Here is an 18,173-nt window from a genome sequence, read left to right as displayed (position 1 = left end):
TCCGCGGTACCACCTCGCTTGCCACGGACCGGCGCGCAACGCCTGCTCGTGACCACTCTGCGTCGGGGTGGTGTCGGTCCCGAACCCGCCCGGTTCTAGTGACGACCCCGTCGGTGCCGTGTTCTTCCGGGAGGCTCCCCGGTGATGGCCGGATCGATGCCTGTGGGACCGACTCTACCGGACGGGAGCATGCTGGAGCGATGCCCTCGTCGTCGTCCCCCGAGGCCCCGGAGACCGCTCCGGACGCCTCGTCCTCGCAGCAGAAGCCCGAGTCGCTGCTCACCGTCCTCATCGCCTTCGGGGCGAACCTGCTCGTCGCGATCGCGAAGTCGGTCGCCGCCCTCGTGTCGGGCTCGGCGTCGATGGTCGCCGAAGCCGCGCACTCGTGGGCGGACACCGGCAACGAGGTGTTCCTGCTCGTCGCGGAACGGCGGGGTGCCCGGAAGCGCGACGCACGGCACCCGCTCGGCTACGGCCGCGAGACGTACATCTGGTCGATGTTCGCCGCGTTCGGGCTCTTCACCGCGGGCGCGATCGTCTCCATCACGCACGGCATCGGCGAGCTCGGGGACACCGGCCCGGCCGAGGACGTCACCCTCAACTACATCGTGCTCGCGGTGTCGTTCTGTCTCGAAGGCACGAGCTTCCTGCAGGCGTTCCGGCAGGCCCGCGGCGCCGCGACGAAGCGACGGGTCCCGGTCCTCCGCCACGTGCTGCAGTCCTCGAACCCGACGCTCCGGGCCGTGTTCGCCGAGGACGCCGCCGCCCTGGTCGGCCTGGTCATCGCGTTCCTCGGGGTCCTCCTGCACCAGGTCACCGGGCTCGCCGTGTTCGACGCGATCGGGTCCATCGCCGTCGGGCTGCTGCTCGGGGTGGTCGCGATCGTCCTCATCGACCGCAACCGCCGGTTCCTGCTCGGGGAGAGCACGTCCCCGGAGCTCGAGAACGCCGTGCTCGTCGAGCTGCTCGCCCGGGAGCAGGTGGAGAGCGTGAGCTACCTGCACCTCGAGTTCGTCGGACCGTCCCGCGTCTACCTCGTCGCCGCGGTCGACCTCGTCGGCAACGACACCGAGGAGCACGTGGCCGCTCGGCTCCGCCGGATCGAGGACTCGCTGGAGCAGAGCCAGTACGTCGAGGAGGCGGTGCTCACGCTGTCCGTGCCGGGCGCCCCGGTCCTGCGGCCGACGAGCGACGACATCCCGGACGTGGTCCGGGACGGCACGGTCGAGGACGTGGCGTCCGGCGGCGCCGGCACGCTCCGCGCCTGACCCCCGGGACGGTCAGCAGTCGTCGTTCGTGAACTCCAGGTCGACGGTCTGGTCAGAGCCGGTGAAGACGTAGGAGTACCGCATCGCGATGTCCTCCTCGAGGATGTCGCGGGTCGCGCCCGTCGAGCAGAGGTTCGACAGCACCGAGTCACGGATCGTGCGTTCGGAGACGGCGGCCGGGTCGGCGTCCACCCGGTAGCGGTAGTGGATGGCCTCGTCCTCGGCCTCGACCCCGGTCCAGGTCGTGATCTCGTCGACCTGCCGCGGGAACGTGGTCTGCTCGGAGATCTTCGCGACACCCTCGTCGACGAGCTCCTGCTTGGACGGACCACCGAACGAGGCGAAGCCCCAGCGGACCAGCGCGGCGGCGATGACGAACGCCAGGATGCCCGCGATGGTGACGAGCGCTCGGCGACCCCGGGACTGCTGCGGGGGCTGGGTCCCGAACGCGGCGGCGCCGCCGGGCTGCGCGACCGGGGCGCCCGGACCCTGCCAGGGCTGCTGCGGGCCGGCCGGGTACTGCTGCCCGGGGACCTGCTGCGGGCCGCCCGGGTACTGCTGCCCGGGGACCTGCTGCGGGCCGCCGGGGACCTGCTGCTGCCCGGGCACCTGCGGCGCCGGGGGTGCCGGATCCTGCGGAGCCCCGGTGCGCGCGTCCCGCCCGCCGGTCCACTGCGGTGCCGGGGGCACCTGGCCCTGGTCGGCCGGGAGGCCCTGCCCACGGTCCGACAGACCGTCCGGCCCTCCGGTGTGGTCCGGATCCGGACCCGGTCCGGACGACGACGGCTGCTGATCGGGTGTGTCGGACACGGGTCCCCCTGATGTCGGTGGCCGTCCCCCTCGGACGGCGCATCCCGAACCTACCAGCGGACCGGGGCGGGCAGACCGGTGCTCCGGCCCGGCCCGGCCAGGGTCGGCCTACCGCCTACCGCCTGCCGTCTGCCGTCTGCCGTCTGCCGCCTCGACCCGGCCGTGCCGGACCGGCACCTCGCTCCGGCACGGCCGGACCGGCGACAGCGGACCGGTGCGGCCAGACCGGCGCCGTCAGCGCGCGTCGAGCCCCGCGACCACGGGCGTCAGCGCGGCGCCGACGTACTCGACGAGCGGCCGTCGCGCGACGCCGTCCCGCACCCACACCCCGAACGCCGCGGCGGCGGCACCGAGCATCGCGCCCGCCACGGTCTGCGGCCAGAGCGACCCCGCGTGCTCCCCGGTCCGACCGGCGACGAAGGACGCGACCGCCTGGTGCTGCGCGGTCACCCGGGTGGCGACGCTCGCGACGAGTCCGTCGCCGACGTCCATCACCTCGGCCTGCGCGATCGCCCAGGGCACGCGCTCCGGGTCGTGCGCCCGGGCGGCGGCGAGCAGGGCCTCCTCGACGGCACGGACGGCGCTCGACTCGGTCGAGGACGCCAGGTGCCGCGGCAGGTCGGCGACCGCTGCGTCGAGGTCGAGCCACATGACGTCGGACTTGGCGGTGAAGTAGTTGAAGAAGGTGGCCCGACTCACCCCGGCACGGGCGGCGATCTGGTCCACCGTGGTCCGTCCGTAGCCCTGCTCCAGGAAGAGCTCGGCGGCGGCGTCCGCGAGCACCTCGGCGCTCGAGCGGCGCGGTCGCCCACCGCGGCGGATCGGTTCGTCCATGCCTCCAGTAAAGCGCTAGACTCGGCCAGCCATGATCTTGGACCCAGTACAGAAAAGCCCGGCGCTGCGGCGCATCGTGACCGGCGTCGCCGGCGCGGCCACGATCCTCCTGGCCGTCACCGCGTGCTCCGGCGCCGGTGCCGCCGGGGACAGCAGCACGCCCGTCAGCGGCGGCACGCTCACCTACGCCTCCGGCGACGCCGAGCCGACCTGCCTGGACCCGCACGTCGGCGGCAACTACCCGCAGGCGCTGCTGGCGACGCAGTACATCGAGGAACTGGTCGGGCTCGACGACGGGCGGCCGACGCCCGAGCTCGCCGAGAAGTGGACGACGAGCGACGACGGGAAGACCCTGACGTTCACGCTCCGCGACGACGTCACCTTCACCGACGGCACCCCCTTCGACGCCGCGGCCGTGGTCGCGAACATCGAGCACGTGCAGGACCCGGCCACGGCCTCGAGCACCGGGTACCTCGCCCTGCAGTCGATCGAGAAGGCGACCGCCACCGACGACCACACGGTGACGCTGTCCCTCAGCCGTCCCGACGCCGCACTGCTCGAGTCGTTCTCGCAGCCGTGGGTCGGCATGGAGTCCCCGAAGGCGCTCCAGCGGAAGCAGGCGACGAACTGCGAGTCCCCTGTCGGCACCGGCCCCTTCGCGGTCACCGGGTGGAAGCACGGCGACCGCGTCACGCTCGAACGGAACACGGCGTACACGCCGCTCGCCGGGTCGTCCACCGAGCCGCGCCTGGACGGACTCACCTGGCGGTTCCTGCCCGACTCGACCTCGCGGTACGCGGCCCTGCAGTCCGGCCAGGTCGACGTCATCGACAACGCCCAGCCCGACCAGCTCAAGGCAGCCTCGGCGAAGGGCAGCATCCGCGACCTCGACGCTCCCCGCCCGGGTGCGTCGAACCGTCTCGAGTTGAACTCGGGCCACGGCGTCTTCCGCGACGAGTCCGTCCGCGAGGCGTTCATCGCGGCGGCCGAGATCGACCCGGGCCTGCGGTCGCTCTTCCTCGGCACCGCGAAGCGCTCGTACTCCGTGCTGTCGAGCGTCGAGCCGACGTCGTACTCGGACGAGTCGTTGTTCGCGTACGACCCGGCCGAGGCGAAGCGTCTGCTCGACGAGGCCGGCTGGAAGACCAACAGCGACGGCGTCCGCGAGAAGGACGGGAAGACCCTGACCGTCACGTTCCCGGTGTCGACGAACCAGTCCGTCCCCGCCGAGCGCAGCCTGTTCCAGCAGATCCAGGCGTCCGAGGCCGAGGTCGGCATCGAGGTCCGGCTGCAGGAACTCGACCTGTCGAGCTGGTACGCGGCACTCGCGGAGAACCAGTACGACGTCGTCAGCGCCCCGTACACGAAGGTCGGCCCGGACGTCCTCCGCATCCTGTACGACTCCGCCTCGATCACCCCGGCACCGTCGGGCTACTTCGCGAACCTCGCGCAGCTCGACGACCCGGCCCTCGACGAGTTGCTCGAGAAGGCGTCGCAGACCTCGGACGCGAACGAGCGAGCGGACCTGGTCGAGCAGGCACAGCGGACGATCCTCGAGAGCCGGACGGTCCTGCCGCTCTACGACCAGCAGAACCACTTCCTGTACCGCTCGGCCGTCCACGGCATCTCGACCACGTCGGTCTCGACGCCGTGGTTCGGCACGGCGTGGATCGCGCGCTGATCTCCTTGCGTCGCATCTGGGCCCACGCCGCCGGTTCCCGGCGGACGAGCCAGCGGCCGACAGGCCGTGCCGGTGGGGAGAGGTCCGGTGCCCGTCCGGCACGCCAACCCGCCCGTGCGGGTTGGGTGCGATGGACGGTGCGCCGCGTCCTCGGCGGCATCGGGGTGCTCTGGGCGGTCGCCACGATCGTGTTCGTCGCGATCCGTCTCATCCCGGGGGACCCCGCCCTCGCGATCCTCGGCGGGCCGGGGTCGCAGGCGTCGGCCGAGGCGGTGGCCCTGGTGCGGTCCGAGTACGGGCTCGACCAGCCCGTCCTCGTGCAGTACCTGGTGTTCCTCAGTCGTCTGGCGACGGGGCAGCTCGGGGACTCGTACGCCTTCCGGACGCCGGTGTCGACGCTCCTCGCGCAGGAGTTGCCCGTGACGCTGACCCTCGCGGTCGCCGGGCTCGGGGTCGCCTGGCTGCTGGCGGTCGTGGCCGCGTGGTGGTCGACGCAACGAGGCCGGACAGCGGCGCTGCTGACCACCGGCCTGGCCGTCACCGCCAGCGTGATGCCGCACTTCTGGCTCGGCAGCGTGCTCATCGTGGTGTTCGCCAGCTCCCTGGGGTGGGTGCCCGCCGTGAGCGACGGCACGCTGCGCGGCTGGGTCCTGCCCGTGCTCGTCGTCGCGGTGCCGGTCGCCGGGTACCTGGCCGAGACGATCCGCGACGGCGTGGTGGACGCGCAACGGTCCGCCTTCGCGCTGGCCGCAAGGGGTCGTGGGGAGTCCCGCGCCGGTCTGTTCGGTCGCCATCTGCTCCGGCACGCCGCACTCCCCGGGATCGCCCTGTCCGCCTGGGCCTTCGGGTCGCTCGTGTCCGGGGCCGTCGTCGTCGAGTCGGTGTTCGCGCTCCCCGGGATCGGCCGGGCGCTGGTGACCGCGGTGACGCAGCGGGACATGCCGCTCGTCGCAGGGATCGCGCTCGTGTCGGCGGCGGCGTACGTCGTCGTGCTCGCCGTGGCCGACCTCGTCGAGCGCGCAGTCGACCCGCGCGGCGGCGAGGCGGAGGCACGGTGAGCGGCATCCTCGACCCGGGCCTCCCGTCCGGCACCGAGCCGGTCGCTCCCGGACCCGGCACCGACCCCGACGGCAGGTCCGGCGGCACGCCGACCAGGCCGTCCGAGACGTCCGGCGCACGCGCCGGACGCCGGTCCGAGCGATTCCGTGGGGGGACGCTCGGGCCGGCAGGCACCATCGCGGCCGCCGTGGTGGCGGTCGCGGTGGTCGCCGCCCTGTGGCCGGCGCTGCTCGGCGGCGCGCACCCGCTGGCGGTCTCCCCGGCCGAGGCCCTCTTGCCACCAGGCCCGGGTCGTCCGTTCGGCACCGACGAGTCGGGCCGGGACGTCCTGGCGCGGGTGGTCGCCGGGACCCGGGCGTCGCTCCTGGTCGGCGTCGTCGCCACGCTCGTCGGCGGCGTGACCGGCGTGCTGCTCGGCGTCCTGGCCGGGCTCGGTGGACGGGTGGTCGACGCAGTCGTCGGTCGGGTGACCGAGGTCGCCTTCGCGCTGCCGCTGCTGCTCGTCGCGCTCGTCGTCATCGCGGTGACCGGCCCGGGTCCGGTGCCGGCCATGCTCGCCGTCGGGTTCGCGACCGCGCCGGGGTACGCCCGGATCGTGCGGGGGCTGGTCCGGACCGCGCGGGCGTCGCAGGTGGTCGAGACCGCCGTGCTCCTCGGCCGCTCCCCCGCCGCGATCGTGTTCCGCCACGTGCTGCCCGCCGCCCTCTGGCCGATCGTCGCCGTCGGCACGCTCGGCATCGGTCAGGCGGTGGTGTGGGCATCAGCCCTGAGCTACCTCGGCGTCGGGACACCGCCACCCGCGCCGGAGTGGGGCGCCATGCTCGCCGATGGCCGCACCTACCTGCAGACGGCCCCGTGGATGAGCACGTTCCCGGGCCTCGCGATCGTCGTCCTCGCGACCGCGGTGACGGTGCTCGGTCGGGCGCTCCGCCGACGTGGGGATGCTCGGTGAGCAGCGCCGGGACCGCCGAGCCCGTCCTCGACGTCGCGGGGCTCGCTGCCACCGTCGGGACGACGACGCTCGTCGAGGACGTCGACCTCCACGTCGCCCCGGGTGAGCTGGTCGCCCTGGTCGGCGCCTCCGGTTCCGGCAAGTCGGTCACCGTCCGGGCTGCGCTCGGGCTCTCCGCGGACGGCGTCCGCATCGGCGCCCGCCGGCTCGTGCTCGCCGGGCGCGATGTCCGCGCGTTGTCCGATCGGCGGTGGCGCGACGTCCGGGGACGCCTCGTCGGCTACGTCGGCCAGGAGGCCCTCGGCGCCCTGGACCCGCTCCGTCCCGTCGGGCGGGAGGTGGCCGACGCACTCCGGCTGCACACCGACCTGACCGCTCGCGAGCGTGTCGACGCCGTGAGAGCGGCGCTCGAGGCGGTCGGACTCGACCCCGCGCTCGCCACGGAGGGGCGCACAGCCGGGACACTGTCCGGCGGGATGCGGCAGCGTGCGCTCATCGCCGCGGCCACGATCGCGGACCCCGGGCTGCTCGTCGCCGACGAGCCGACGACCGCGCTCGACGCCGGCATCGCCCTCACCGTGATGGAGCAGCTCCGCGCGGCGCAGCTGCGCGGCACCGGGGTGCTCGTCGTGACGCACGACCTCGGCCTCGTCGCGGGGTGGGCCGACCGGGTCGTCGTGATGCACGGCGGACGGGTCGTCGAGGACGGGCGGACCGCGGACGTGCTCGGTTCACCCCGGCACGAGGCGACGCGCGCACTCGTCCGGGCGGCGCGGACGGCTGACGGCCCCCTGCGCGGCGGTCCGACCGCCGGCGTCCGCGGTGCCGACGTCGGGGCCGCAGGCGTCGCCGACGCCGCAGCTGCCGTCCGTCCCGTCGAGACCCCTGTGCTCGCGGCGCATGCACTCCGCCGGACCTACGCCGAGGTCCCGGCGGTCCGCGAGGTGTCGCTCCGGGTCGACCGTGGTCGGGTGCTCGGCATCGTCGGGGCCTCGGGTTCCGGCAAGACGACCGTGGCGCGGATGCTCCTCGGGCTCGAAACCCCCGACGACGGCACGGTCGCCCTCGGCGGCGAGCCCTGGGCGCCGCTGCCCGAACGGGACCGTCGCCATCGTCGCCCGCGGATCGCCGCGGTCGTACAGGACCCCGGCGCGACGTTCGACGAACGGTGGGACGTCGACCGGGTCCTCGCGGACGCGCTCACCGGCGGCCGGGCTCGGCGCGCGACCGGACCCCTCGGCGACCGGGTGGCGACGGCGCTCCGGCAGGTCGGGCTCGACCCCGCGCTCCGGCGTCGCTCCCCGCGCACCCTGTCCGGCGGGCAGCGGCAGCGGCTCGCGATCGCCCGGGCCCTCGCGACCGAGCCCGAGGTGATGGTGCTCGACGAGCCCGTCACCGCCCTCGACGCGACCGTGCAGGACGCCGTGCTGACACTGCTCGAACGGCTCCGGGACGAGACCGGTGTCGCGATGGTGTTCGTGTCGCACGACCTCCGGGCCGTCCGTCGCCTGGCCGACGACGTGCTCGTCGTGCACGACGGCACTGTTGTCGAGTCCGGTCCCGCCGACGAGGTCCTCGCCCGTCCGACCCATCCGGTCACCGAGCGACTCGTCCGCGCCGCCGAACGGCTCACCGCCGGCCCGACCGAGCCCGCCTGACCCGGGCTCCCGGAGCGGCCGGGACCGCCCCGACTCGTCAGGGGCAGAGGACGATCCGCGAGGGAGGCCCGCCCTGCGGACGCAGGACGGGCCTCCCGGCCGGGTGGTCGGCGGGTCAGGAACCGGCGGGTGCCTGCTCCTGGCTCGCCCCGCCGCCGTCCTCAGGGATGACCGGGAACTGGCTCGTCGAGAAGTCCTTCGCCCAGTCGGACTGCGCGAGCTCCGAGGTCGGGTCGTCGTACTCCGCGATGACGTCGGCGACCTCGTCCTCGTGGGCAACCGTCGGGCCGGAGCCCATGAGCGGTGAGCTCGCGGTCTCCTTCGTGAAGTACACGGCGACCAGCCCGATCAGGGCGGCGAGCATGAGGTAGAAGGCCGGGATGTCCTCGGCCCAGCCGAAGCCGGCGTCCTTCGCCCCGGCGATGAGCGCCTGCGTCGCCAGCGGCGTCGTGCCACCGAAGAGGGAGACCGACACGTTGAACGCGATGGCCAGCGCGCCGTAGCGGATGATCGTCGGGAACAGCGCCGGGAGCGTCGACGGCATGGTCGACGTGAACGTCACGAGGACCAGACCGAGGATGAGCAAACCGGCGAAGACGCCGGGGCCGGTGCCGGTCTGCACGAGCTTCAGCGCCGGCCAGGACAGCAGGATGAACCCGATGCATCCCGCGGCGAGCACGGGGCGACGACCGAACCGGTCCGACAGCCGTCCGCCGAACGTGATGACGACCATCATGAGGATCATCACGATGACGATGAGGATGAGGCCGAACGTGGCGTTCTGCCCGAGGTTCGTCTCGAGGTAGGTCGGCATGTACGACAGGAGCATGTAGTCGGTCACGTTGAAGACCAGGACGAGGCCGATGCAGACGATGAGCGAGCGCCAGTTCTCGGCGAAGAGCTTGAGGAACGGGGTCTTCTGCGACTCGCGCTCGGCAGCCTGCTCCTGCTGCTTCTGGAACGCCGGGGTCTCCTCCAGCTTGAGCCGCAGGTACAGCCCGATGAGGCCGAGCGGCCCGGCCACGATGAACGGGATGCGCCAGCCCCAGCTCAGCAGGGCGTCCTCGGGCATCGCGTACTGCAGGACCGTGACGATCGAGGCGCCGAGCACGTAGCCGGCGAGCGTGCCGAACTCGAGCCACGAGCCCATGAAGCCGCGGCGCTTGTCGGGCGAGTACTCCGCGATGAACGTCGCGGCACCGCCGTACTCACCACCCGTCGAGAAGCCCTGCACGAACCGCGCGACGAGCAGCAGCACCGGCGCCCAGAAGCCGATCGTGTCGTAGGACGGGATCAGGCCGATCATCAGCGTGCCCGCGGCCATCAGGATCATCGTCAGCGCGAGGACCTTCTGCCGGCCGATCTTGTCGCCGATCGGGCCGAACACCGCGCCACCGATCGGGCGGACGATGAACGCGGCGGCGAAGAAGCCGAACGTGGCGACCAGGTTCGAGGTCGGGTCGCCCGCCGGCAGGAACACCTTCGAGATGGTGACGGTCAGGTAGGCGAAGATGCCGAAGTCGAACCACTCCATCGCGTTGCCGAGCGCCGCCGCGGCGACGGCACGCTTGAGCAGCGACTCCTCGACGACGGTGACGTCGTCCTCGGTGAGCTTCCGCCGGGCGCGCTTGGCGGCGCCCTTCGTCCGCAATGGGCGGTCCCCGTGCGGCTGCGTCGGTGTGTCGTTCGCTGGCAAGTCGTTCCTCCGGTGTGCTGTGCGTCCTTCGGGCGTCCGACGAGGCGGCGACACTGGCGACCTGCGAGCCGCGCTCGCCGGACAAACCCCGGAAGCCTACCAGTCGGGCTCGTGGCGACGGGGCGACCACTACGCTGGAGGGACCCCGTCGAGCGCGGGGACACTCAGGCACCTCATCACGGACTCGGTGCCGCACATACGAACGGAAGGCGCAGCCATGACCAAGCCCATGCCCGACAAGCCATCGGTGGACGGACTCGAGCAGGTCTGGGGACCGCAGTGGGAGCAGGACGGCACCTACCGGTTCGACCGCGCCGCCGCCGGTGACCGGTCCGCCGTCTACTCGATCGACACCCCGCCGCCGACCGCCTCGGGTTCGCTGCACATCGGGCACGTGTTCTCGTACACGCACACCGACCTCAAGGCCCGGTACGAGCGCATGCGCGGCAAGCACGTGTTCTACCCGATGGGCTGGGACGACAACGGGCTCCCCACCGAGCGTCGCGTGCAGAACTACTACGGCGTCCGGTGCGACCCGTCGCTCCCCTACGACCCCGACTTCACGCCGCCGTTCGAGGGCGGCGACGGGAAGTCGAGCAAGGCCGCCGACCAGCTGCCGATCTCGCGTCGCAACTTCATCGAGCTCTGCGACCAGCTGACCGTCCAGGACGAGCAGCAGTTCGAGGAGCTCTTCCGCACCCTCGGGCTGTCGGTCGACTGGACGCAGTCGTACCGCACGATCGACGCGACCTCCCGCGCGAGCGCCCAGCGCGCCTTCCTCCGCAACCTCGAGCGCGGCGAGGCCTACCAGGCCGACGCCCCGACCCTGTGGGACGTGACGTTCCGCACCGCGGTCGCCCAGGCGGAGCTCGAGGACAAGGAGATGCCGGGCGCGTACCACGGCCTCGCCTTCCACAAGTCCGACGGCAGCGGTGACGTCGTCATCCAGACCACCCGCCCCGAGCTCCTGCCGGCGTGTGTCGCCCTCGTCGCGCACCCGGACGACGAGCGCTTCCAGGACCTGTTCGGCACGACCGTCCGCTCCCCGCTGTTCGACGTCGAGGTCCCGGTGCTCGCGCACCACCTCGCGCAGAAGGACAAGGGCGCCGGCATCGCGATGATCTGCACGTTCGGCGACACCACCGACGTCGTGTGGTGGCGCGAGCTGCAGCTGCCGAACCGCTCCGTGATCGGGTTCGACGGCCGTATCCGTTCCGAGGAGCCGGCGTGGATCGAGTCCACCGAGGGCCGGGCGCTCTACGCCGAGATGGCCGGCAAGACGGTGTTCTCCGCCAAGAAGGTCGTCGTGGACGCCCTCACCGCGTCCGGCGAGCTCGTCGGCGACGTGAAGACGATCAACCACCCGGTCAAGTTCTTCGAGAAGGGCGACAAGCCGCTCGAGATCGTCTCCACCCGCCAGTGGTACATCGTCAACGGGGCCCGCGACGAGCAGCTCAAGGCGACCCTGCTCGAGCGGGGGAACCAGATCGCGTTCCACCCCGACTTCATGAAGGTCCGGTACGAGAACTGGGTCGGTGGCCTGTCCGGCGACTGGCTCATCTCCCGCCAGCGCTTCTTCGGCGTGCCGATCCCGGTCTGGTACCCGCTCGACGCCGACGGCAACCCGGTCTTCGACCAGCCGATCGTCCCGACCGAGGCGCAGCTGCCCGTCGACCCGTCGTCCGACCCGGCCCCCGGGTACGACGAGTCGCAGCGCGGTGTCGCCGGTGGCTTCCAGGGCGAGCTCGACGTGATGGACACCTGGGCGACCTCGTCCCTCACGCCGCAGCTCGCCGGCAAGTGGGAGACCGACCCGGAGCTCTACGGCCTGGTGTACCCGTACGACGTCCGCCCGCAGGCGCAGGACATCATCCGGACGTGGCTGTTCACGACCGTGCTCCGCAGCCAGCTCGAGGCCGACGTGGTGCCGTGGACGAACGCCTCGATCTCCGGCTTCATCGTCGACCCCGACCGCAAGAAGATGTCGAAGTCGAAGGGCAACGTCGTCACGCCGCTGTCGATCCTCGAGCAGCACGGGGCGGACGCGGTCCGGTACTGGGCGGCCTCGTCGAAGCTCGGGACCGACGCGGCCTTCGACCCGCAGAACCCGAAGCAGATCAAGGTCGGCCGTCGTCTCGCGATCAAGGTGCTCAACGCGGCGAAGTTCGTCTACGGCTTCGAGCTGCCCACCGGCGCCCACCGGGTGACGGAGGCGCTCGACGTCGACATGCTCGCCGCGCTCGGCACCGTCGTCGACCAGGCGACGGCCGCGTTCGAGGCGTACGACCACGCCCGTGCGCTCGAGATCACTGAGCGGTTCTTCTGGACCTTCTGCGACGACTACCTCGAGCTCGTCAAGGAGCGTGCCTACGGCACCGCTGCGGACGCGACCCACGAGACCCAGGCGAGCGCGGTGCTCGCGCTCCGGGGCGCGATCGACGTCCTGCTCCGTCTGCTCGCCCCGTTCCTCCCGTACGCGACGGAGGAGGTCTGGGCCTGGACCCACGAGACCAGCGTGCACCGGGCCTCCTGGCCGACGCGGGCCGACCTGCCGGTCGACCAGGCCGAGACCGGGCTGCTCGCTGCCGTCGGGCAGGCGCTCATCGGCATCCGCGGTGCGAAGACGGCCGCGAAGGCGTCCCAGAAGACGCCCGTCACCCGGGCCGTCGTGCAGGCGCCCGCGGGCCTCCGCGAACTGGTGGAGCGCGCGGCCGTGGACCTGGCGGCCGTCGGCCGCATCCAGGACCTCGCCTTCGTGGACGGCGACGAGTTCGCGGTCACCGAGATCGAGCTGGCCGAGCAGCCCTCGGCCTAGCCGGAGCACCCGGGCCGCGACCCGGACACCGAGGACGCCCCGTTACCGTGGAGACACGGGCGGGGCGTCCTGCGTCCCCGCCACCCACGGACTGGAGGCACACATGCAGTTGGGCACGAGATGGAGCGTCGGTGCGGAGCCGCCCGCGCGGCTGCCCGAGACGATGATCGTCGCGGTCGGCAGCGTCGAGGAGGACCTGGCGGCGCAATCGGTCGACGCGTCGACGTGGCGCTGGACGCTCACCTTCCTGGAGGGCAAGCCCGTGGTCGAGCTGGACGACGGGACGTCGATCCACCTCGACCCGCTCGGTCACGCGCAGGTGACGGACCCGGACGACGCGGGTTCGGAAGACTGACGGGAACGCGGAGCCCAGGGGGAACCGTCCGCGGCGTACAGTGGAGAACCAGCGTTCCCGGCGCGGGGCCCGGCCGGCGGACAGTGGACGGACGGAGTGCGCATGGCCACGAGCACGGTCGAGCCGGAGACGACGGCACGGATCGTCGACACCGCCGATGCGCTGTTCTACGCGCGCGGCATCCAGTCCGTCGGCATGGACGAGATCCGGACGACCGCCGGGGTCTCGCTGAAGAAGCTCTACGCCGCGTTCCCCGGCAAGGACCAGCTCGTCGCCGCCGTCCTGACCGGGCGGCACGGGCTCTGGGAGCGGGGCATCCGCGCGGCCGTCGACTCCGCGGAGGGCCCGCGCGCGAAGATGCTCGCCGTCTACGACTTCCTCGAGTCGTGGTTCGGTGACGACACGTTCCGCGGATGCGGGTTCATCAACGCGTTCGGCGAGCTCGGCGCGACCTCGCCGGCCATCGCGGTCATCGCCCGGGAGCACAAGGAGTCGTTCCAGCGCTACGTCAGCGAACTCGCCGTGCAGGCCGTCCCCGACGTCGAGCGCGCCGAGGAGCTCGCCGCGCAGCTCGCACTCCTCGCCGAAGGGGCACAGACGACCGCCGCGATCGCCGGCACCCCGGACGCTGCCGTCCACGCCCGGCGCGCAGCCGCGGTCCTCATCGACGCCGCCACGCCCTGACACGGGTCGGTGGATAGGTTGTGGGGATGGCCACTCCGTTCGACGAACCGAGCACTCTCCCCTACGCCCTCCCGCCGTTCGACGACGTCCGGACGGAGCACTACCGACCGGCGTTCGACGCCGGGATGGCCGAGCACCGCGCCGAGGTGGAGGCGATCGCCACCGACCCGCACCCGCCGACGTTCGAGAACACCCTCGTCGCGCTCGAACGGTCCGGACAGCTGCTGCAGCGGGTCGAGATGGTCTTCTCCACCGTCACCTCGGCCGACTCGACCGATGCGCTCCGCGACCTCGAGGCCGAACTGTCCCCGCTCCTGGCCGCTCACCGTGACGCCGTCGTGCTCGACGCCCGCCTGTACGCGCGCGTGCGGGCCGTGCACGACGACCTCGAGGACACTGCCGGTCTGTCGGACGAGGACCGACGCCTCGTCGACCGCACCCTGACCGAGATGACGCTCGCCGGCGCCGGGCTCGACGACGCCGGCAAGGAACGACTGACCGCCGTCAACCAGGAGCTCTCCTCGTTGACGACGACCTTCGAGCGGAACCTGCTCGAGGACACGAACGACGCGGCCGTGCACGTCACCGACGAGTCCGAGCTCGCCGGGCTCGACGACGGCGCACTGTCCGCGGCCGCCACCGCAGCGGCCGACCGCGGCTTGGACGGCTGGCTCGTCACCCTGCCGCTCTACACCGGGCACCCGTGGCTCGCCACGCTCACCGACCGCGGGCTCCGACAGCGGATCATGGAGGCGTCGCTCTCCCGCGGACGACGCGGCAACGCCTTCGACAACCGCGACGTCCTGCTGCGGATCGTGCGCCTCCGTGCCGAGCGCGCGGAGCTGCTCGGGTTCCGCGACCACGCCTCGGTCGTCACGGCCGACGAAACCGCCGGCGACCCCGACGCCGTCGCCGGGCTGCTGTCGTCGCTCGTGCCGGCCGCCACCGCCAACGCACGCGACGAGCGGGCGGTGCGGTCGCGGACCGTCGGGTACGAGGTCGAGTCGTGGGACTGGGCGTACGCCACCGAGGTCCTGCGCGGTGAGCAGTTCGCCGCCGACAGTGGAGCGCTCCGCCCCTACCTGGAAGCCGACCGGGTCCTGGTCGACGGCGTCTTCCACGCGGCGACCGCCCTGTACGGCCTGCGGTTCACCGAACGACCCGACCTCCGTGGCTACAACGACGAGGTCCGCGTGTTCGAGGTCACCGACGAGCAGGACGAGCCCGTGGGGCTGTACCTGCTCGACCTGCACACGCGGGACGGCAAGCGGGGCGGCGCGTGGATGAACCCCGTCGTGGAGCAGTCGCACCTGCTCGGCACGCTCCCCGTCGTCGTGAACAACCTCAACGTGCCGAAGCCCGCCGCGGGTTCGGCCACGCTCCTGACGCAGGACGAGGTGGAGACGCTGTTCCACGAGTTCGGACACGCGCTGCACGGGTTGATCGCCCGCACGACCTACCCGCGGTTCTCCGGCACGAACGTCGAGCGTGACTTCGTCGAGTTCCCGTCGCAGGTCAACGAGATGTGGGTGACCTGGCCCTCGGTGTTGGCGAACTACGCGAAGCACTACGAGACCGGCGAGCCGATGCCGCCCGAACTCGTCCTCGGGCTCAGCGACTCGGAGGGGTTCAACGAGGGCTTCGGCACGACCGAGTACCTGGCGGCCGCACTGCTCGACCAGGCCTGGCACCGGCTCACCGCTGCCGAAGCGGCCGCGGTCACCGACGTCGAGGCATTCGAACGGCAGGCCCTGGCCGACGCCGGCGTCGACGCCCCGGCCGTCCCGCCCCGCTACTCGTCGACGTACTTCGCGCACACGTTCTCGGGCGGGTACGACGCCGGGTACTACGGCTACATCTGGAGCGAGGTGCTCGACGCCGACACCGTGGAGTGGTTCCGCGACAACGGCGGGCTCTCGCGCGAGGCCGGCGAGCGGTTCGCCCGTCTCCTGCTCGGCGTCGGCGGGGCGAAGGACCCGCTCGAGGCGTACCGCGCCTTCCGCGGCCGCGACGCCGAGGTCGGGCCGCTCCTGCGACGCCGCGGGCTCGAGTAGGCCGCGGGCACGAGTAGGCCGCGCGACGGCGGCGACGGCGACGGCGGTGCGCCGCTGCCGTCGCCGCCGCTACGCGGACTTCTCGACGCGCTTCGGCTGCGACCGCGGGACGATCGTCGGCGCGGCGTTCTCGAGCACGGTGGCCCGGTTGATGACCACGCGAGCGACGTCGTCGTCCGACGGGATGTCGAACATGATCGGCCCGAGGACCTCTTCCATGATCGCCCGGAGGCCGCGAGCGCCCGTCTGCCGCAGGACGGCGAGGTCCGCGATGGCCTCGAGCGCACCCTGGTCGAACTCGAGCTCGACGCCGTCGATCTGGAACATGCGCTGGTACTGCCGGACGAGGGCGTTCTTCGGCTCGGTCAGGATCTGCATGAGCGCGGCCTGGTCGAGCTTCGACACCGTCGTGACGACGGGCAGGCGACCGATGAACTCCGGGATGAGCCCGAACTTGTGCAGGTCCTCCGGCAGAACGTCGGCGTACAGGTCCTGCTGGTCGAGCGGGCTGTGCAGCTGCGCGCCGAAGCCGATGCCGTGCTTGCCGACGCGCGAGGACACGATCTCCTCGAGCCCGGCGAACGCCCCGGCCACGATGAACAGGACGTTCGTCGTGTCGATCTGGATGAACTCCTGGTGCGGGTGCTTCCGGCCGCCCTGCGGCGGGACGGAGGCGACCGTGCCCTCGAGGATCTTGAGGAGCGCCTGCTGGACGCCCTCGCCGGAGACGTCGCGCGTGATCGAGGGGTTCTCGGCCTTCCGCGCGATCTTGTCGACCTCGTCGATGTAGATGATGCCGGTCTCGGCGCGCTTGACGTCGTAGTCGGCGGCCTGGATGAGCTTGAGGAGGATGTTCTCGACGTCCTCGCCCACGTAGCCGGCCTCGGTCAGGGCGGTGGCGTCCGCGACCGCGAACGGCACGTTGAGCCGCTTCGCGAGGGTCTGCGCCAGGTAGGTCTTGCCGCAGCCGGTCGGACCGATGAGCAGGATGTTCGACTTGGCGATCTCGACGTCGTCGCGGTCCTCGGCGGCGGTGATCTGCCCCTGCGCACGGACGCGCTTGTAGTGGTTGTAGACGGCCACCGCGAGGGCACGCTTGGCCGGGTCCTGCCCGATGACGTACTCCTGCAGGAAGTCGAAGATCTCGCGGGGCTTCGGCAGGTCGAACTCGCCGCTGCCGGTGTCCTCCCCCGCTTCGGCGAGGCGTTCCTCGATGATCTCGTTACAGAGTTCGACGCATTCGTCACAGATGTAGACGCCGGGGCCGGCGATCAGCTGCTGTACCTGCTTCTGGCTCTTCCCACAGAAGGAGCACTTCAGGAGGTCGGCGCTCTCTCCGATGCGTGCCATGCTCTCGGCCTTCCCTGGTCGACGCGCGCCGCCAGTGCGGTGCACGAGGTCGTCGTGGGACCGAGCCTAACCGCATCCGCCGACACAGCGCGGGACCCCCGGCCGCGTTCGCCCACGGCGTCGGCGGCCTGGTAGCGTGGTCGCCGTTGCTCTACAAGTTGTAGAGAACGGCTCCTGGAGGAACCATGCACAAGCGCCTCGCCACCGGCAGCGTCGCCACCCTCGGTGTCGCCGCCGCGATCGTCCTCGGCTCCGCGGCCGCTGCCAGCGCACACGTCGGCGCGGACGCCACCTCGACGGCGGCGAACTCGTACACCACGGTGACGTTCTCCGTCCCGCACGGCTGCGACGGTTCCCCCACGACGAAGCTCCGGTTCCACGTCCCCGAGTCCGTCATCGAGGTCACGCCCACGGTCAACCCGAACTGGACGATCACGAAGGAGACCGAGCCGTACACGGCGCCCAGTGCCGCGGCGGACGAGGACGAGTCGGAAGCCGCGGCCGAGCGGGTCACGAGCGTCACCTACACCGCGAAGACCCCGCTCCCCGCCGACGAGCGCGACACCTTCGCGCTCTCCTTCGCCCTGCCGGACGGCACGGCCGGCGACACCGTCGCGATGCCCGTCTCGCAGACCTGCGAGGAGGGCTCCACCGAGTGGGACCAGACGACCGAGGCCGGCAAGGCCGAGCCCGAGCACCCGGCGCCCACGATCACGCTGACCGCGGCGGACACCGCGGAGGACGAGCACGCCCACGGCGCCACGGAGTCGACCGAGTCCGGCGAGTCGGCGGCGACCACGGCCTCCAGTGCGTCCTCGACCGCTCCGGCGGACCCCGACCTGGTCGGCCGGTTCCTCGGCCTCGGTGGCCTGCTCCTCGGCGCCGTCGCGCTCGTCGTCTCGGTCGCCGCGTCGCGCCGTCGCGGCAGCACGAAGTGACGTCGGGCACGCAGACGGG

General features: G+C 72.2%; 14 protein-coding genes. 10 read left to right on the top strand and 4 right to left on the bottom strand.

Annotation, left to right across the window (positions count from 1 at the left end; translation table 11 throughout):
- The first annotated feature begins 200 nt into the window (after positions 1-200).
- Positions 201-1,268, top strand: a complete 1,068-nt coding sequence (locus DEJ32_RS06515) for a cation diffusion facilitator family transporter (protein ID WP_110900699.1) — start codon at positions 201-203, stop codon at positions 1,266-1,268.
- Positions 1,269-1,280: 12 nt separating this feature from the next.
- Here DEJ32_RS06515 and DEJ32_RS06510 read toward each other — a convergent pair whose 3' ends face one another.
- Both DEJ32_RS06510 and DEJ32_RS06505 read right to left on the bottom strand, forming a co-directional pair.
- Positions 1,281-2,078, bottom strand: a complete 798-nt coding sequence (locus DEJ32_RS06510) for a hypothetical protein (RefSeq protein WP_110900698.1) — start codon at positions 2,076-2,078, stop codon at positions 1,281-1,283.
- 234 nt (positions 2,079-2,312) lie between these two features.
- Positions 2,313-2,912 (bottom strand): TetR/AcrR family transcriptional regulator, encoded by a 600-nt coding sequence (locus tag DEJ32_RS06505; protein ID WP_110900697.1) that lies wholly within the window; start codon positions 2,910-2,912, stop codon positions 2,313-2,315.
- Positions 2,913-2,943: 31 nt separating this feature from the next.
- Between DEJ32_RS06505 and DEJ32_RS06500 the strand changes: the two genes are divergently transcribed.
- From DEJ32_RS06500 to DEJ32_RS06485, 4 genes are all read left to right on the top strand, one after another.
- Positions 2,944-4,593, top strand: coding sequence for an ABC transporter substrate-binding protein (locus DEJ32_RS06500; protein ID WP_110900696.1), 1,650 nt, complete (start codon positions 2,944-2,946; stop codon positions 4,591-4,593).
- A 137-nt stretch (positions 4,594-4,730) separates the two neighbouring features.
- Positions 4,731-5,651: an ABC transporter permease gene (locus DEJ32_RS06495; protein ID WP_258368916.1), complete on the top strand. Its 921-nt coding sequence runs from the start codon at positions 4,731-4,733 to the stop codon at positions 5,649-5,651.
- On the top strand, positions 5,648-6,604 hold the full coding sequence (locus DEJ32_RS06490; RefSeq protein ID WP_258368915.1) for an ABC transporter permease: 957 nt from the start codon (positions 5,648-5,650) through the stop codon (positions 6,602-6,604). Before DEJ32_RS06495 ends, DEJ32_RS06490 begins: the two co-directional genes overlap by 4 nt.
- Positions 6,601-8,262, top strand: coding sequence for an ABC transporter ATP-binding protein (locus DEJ32_RS06485; RefSeq protein ID WP_181420600.1), 1,662 nt, complete (start codon positions 6,601-6,603; stop codon positions 8,260-8,262). Before DEJ32_RS06490 ends, DEJ32_RS06485 begins: the two co-directional genes overlap by 4 nt.
- A 115-nt stretch (positions 8,263-8,377) precedes the next feature.
- On the opposite strand, the gene proP is transcribed toward DEJ32_RS06485, so the two are convergent.
- Positions 8,378-9,958 carry a glycine betaine/L-proline transporter ProP gene (proP, locus tag DEJ32_RS06480; RefSeq protein WP_258368355.1) on the bottom strand — a complete coding sequence of 527 codons (1,581 nt, stop codon included), beginning with the start codon at positions 9,956-9,958 and terminating at the stop codon, positions 8,378-8,380.
- A gap of 217 nt (positions 9,959-10,175) precedes the next feature.
- On the opposite strand from proP, the gene valS reads away from it, so the two are divergent.
- The 4 genes from valS (at position 10,176) to DEJ32_RS06460 (ending at position 15,866) form a co-directional block, all read left to right on the top strand.
- Positions 10,176-12,773: a valine--tRNA ligase gene (gene valS, locus DEJ32_RS06475; RefSeq protein ID WP_258368914.1), complete on the top strand. Its 2,598-nt coding sequence runs from the start codon at positions 10,176-10,178 to the stop codon at positions 12,771-12,773.
- A 103-nt stretch (positions 12,774-12,876) separates the two neighbouring features.
- The gene (locus tag DEJ32_RS06470; protein ID WP_110900692.1) at positions 12,877-13,128 is read left to right on the top strand and encodes a hypothetical protein; all 252 of its coding nucleotides are present in this window, start codon (positions 12,877-12,879) and stop codon (positions 13,126-13,128) included.
- Between the two features lie 102 nt (positions 13,129-13,230).
- Entirely contained in the window at positions 13,231-13,812 is a 582-nt protein-coding gene (locus DEJ32_RS06465) for a TetR/AcrR family transcriptional regulator (protein WP_110900691.1), read from the top strand.
- A 26-nt stretch (positions 13,813-13,838) separates the two neighbouring features.
- Positions 13,839-15,866, top strand: a complete 2,028-nt coding sequence (locus tag DEJ32_RS06460; RefSeq protein WP_110900690.1) for a M3 family metallopeptidase — start codon at positions 13,839-13,841, stop codon at positions 15,864-15,866.
- A gap of 69 nt (positions 15,867-15,935) precedes the next feature.
- Here the strand turns inward: DEJ32_RS06460 and clpX are convergent, their stop codons facing one another.
- On the bottom strand, positions 15,936-17,216 hold the full coding sequence (gene clpX / locus DEJ32_RS06455; protein ID WP_110823815.1) for an ATP-dependent Clp protease ATP-binding subunit ClpX: 1,281 nt from the start codon (positions 17,214-17,216) through the stop codon (positions 15,936-15,938).
- Between the two features lie 185 nt (positions 17,217-17,401).
- On the opposite strand from clpX, the gene DEJ32_RS06450 reads away from it, so the two are divergent.
- A complete protein-coding gene (locus DEJ32_RS06450) occupies positions 17,402-18,154 on the top strand; it encodes a YcnI family protein (protein WP_110900689.1) in 753 nt (250 codons plus the stop codon).
- Positions 18,155-18,173 lie beyond the last annotated feature (19 nt).

This window comes from Curtobacterium sp. MCPF17_046 (assembly GCF_003224295.1).
In the GTDB taxonomy this organism is placed as follows: Bacteria; Actinomycetota; Actinomycetes; order Actinomycetales; family Microbacteriaceae; genus Curtobacterium.
The sequence above is the reverse complement of the archived record's forward strand: the minus strand, read 5'-3'. Positions and strand labels throughout refer to the sequence as shown.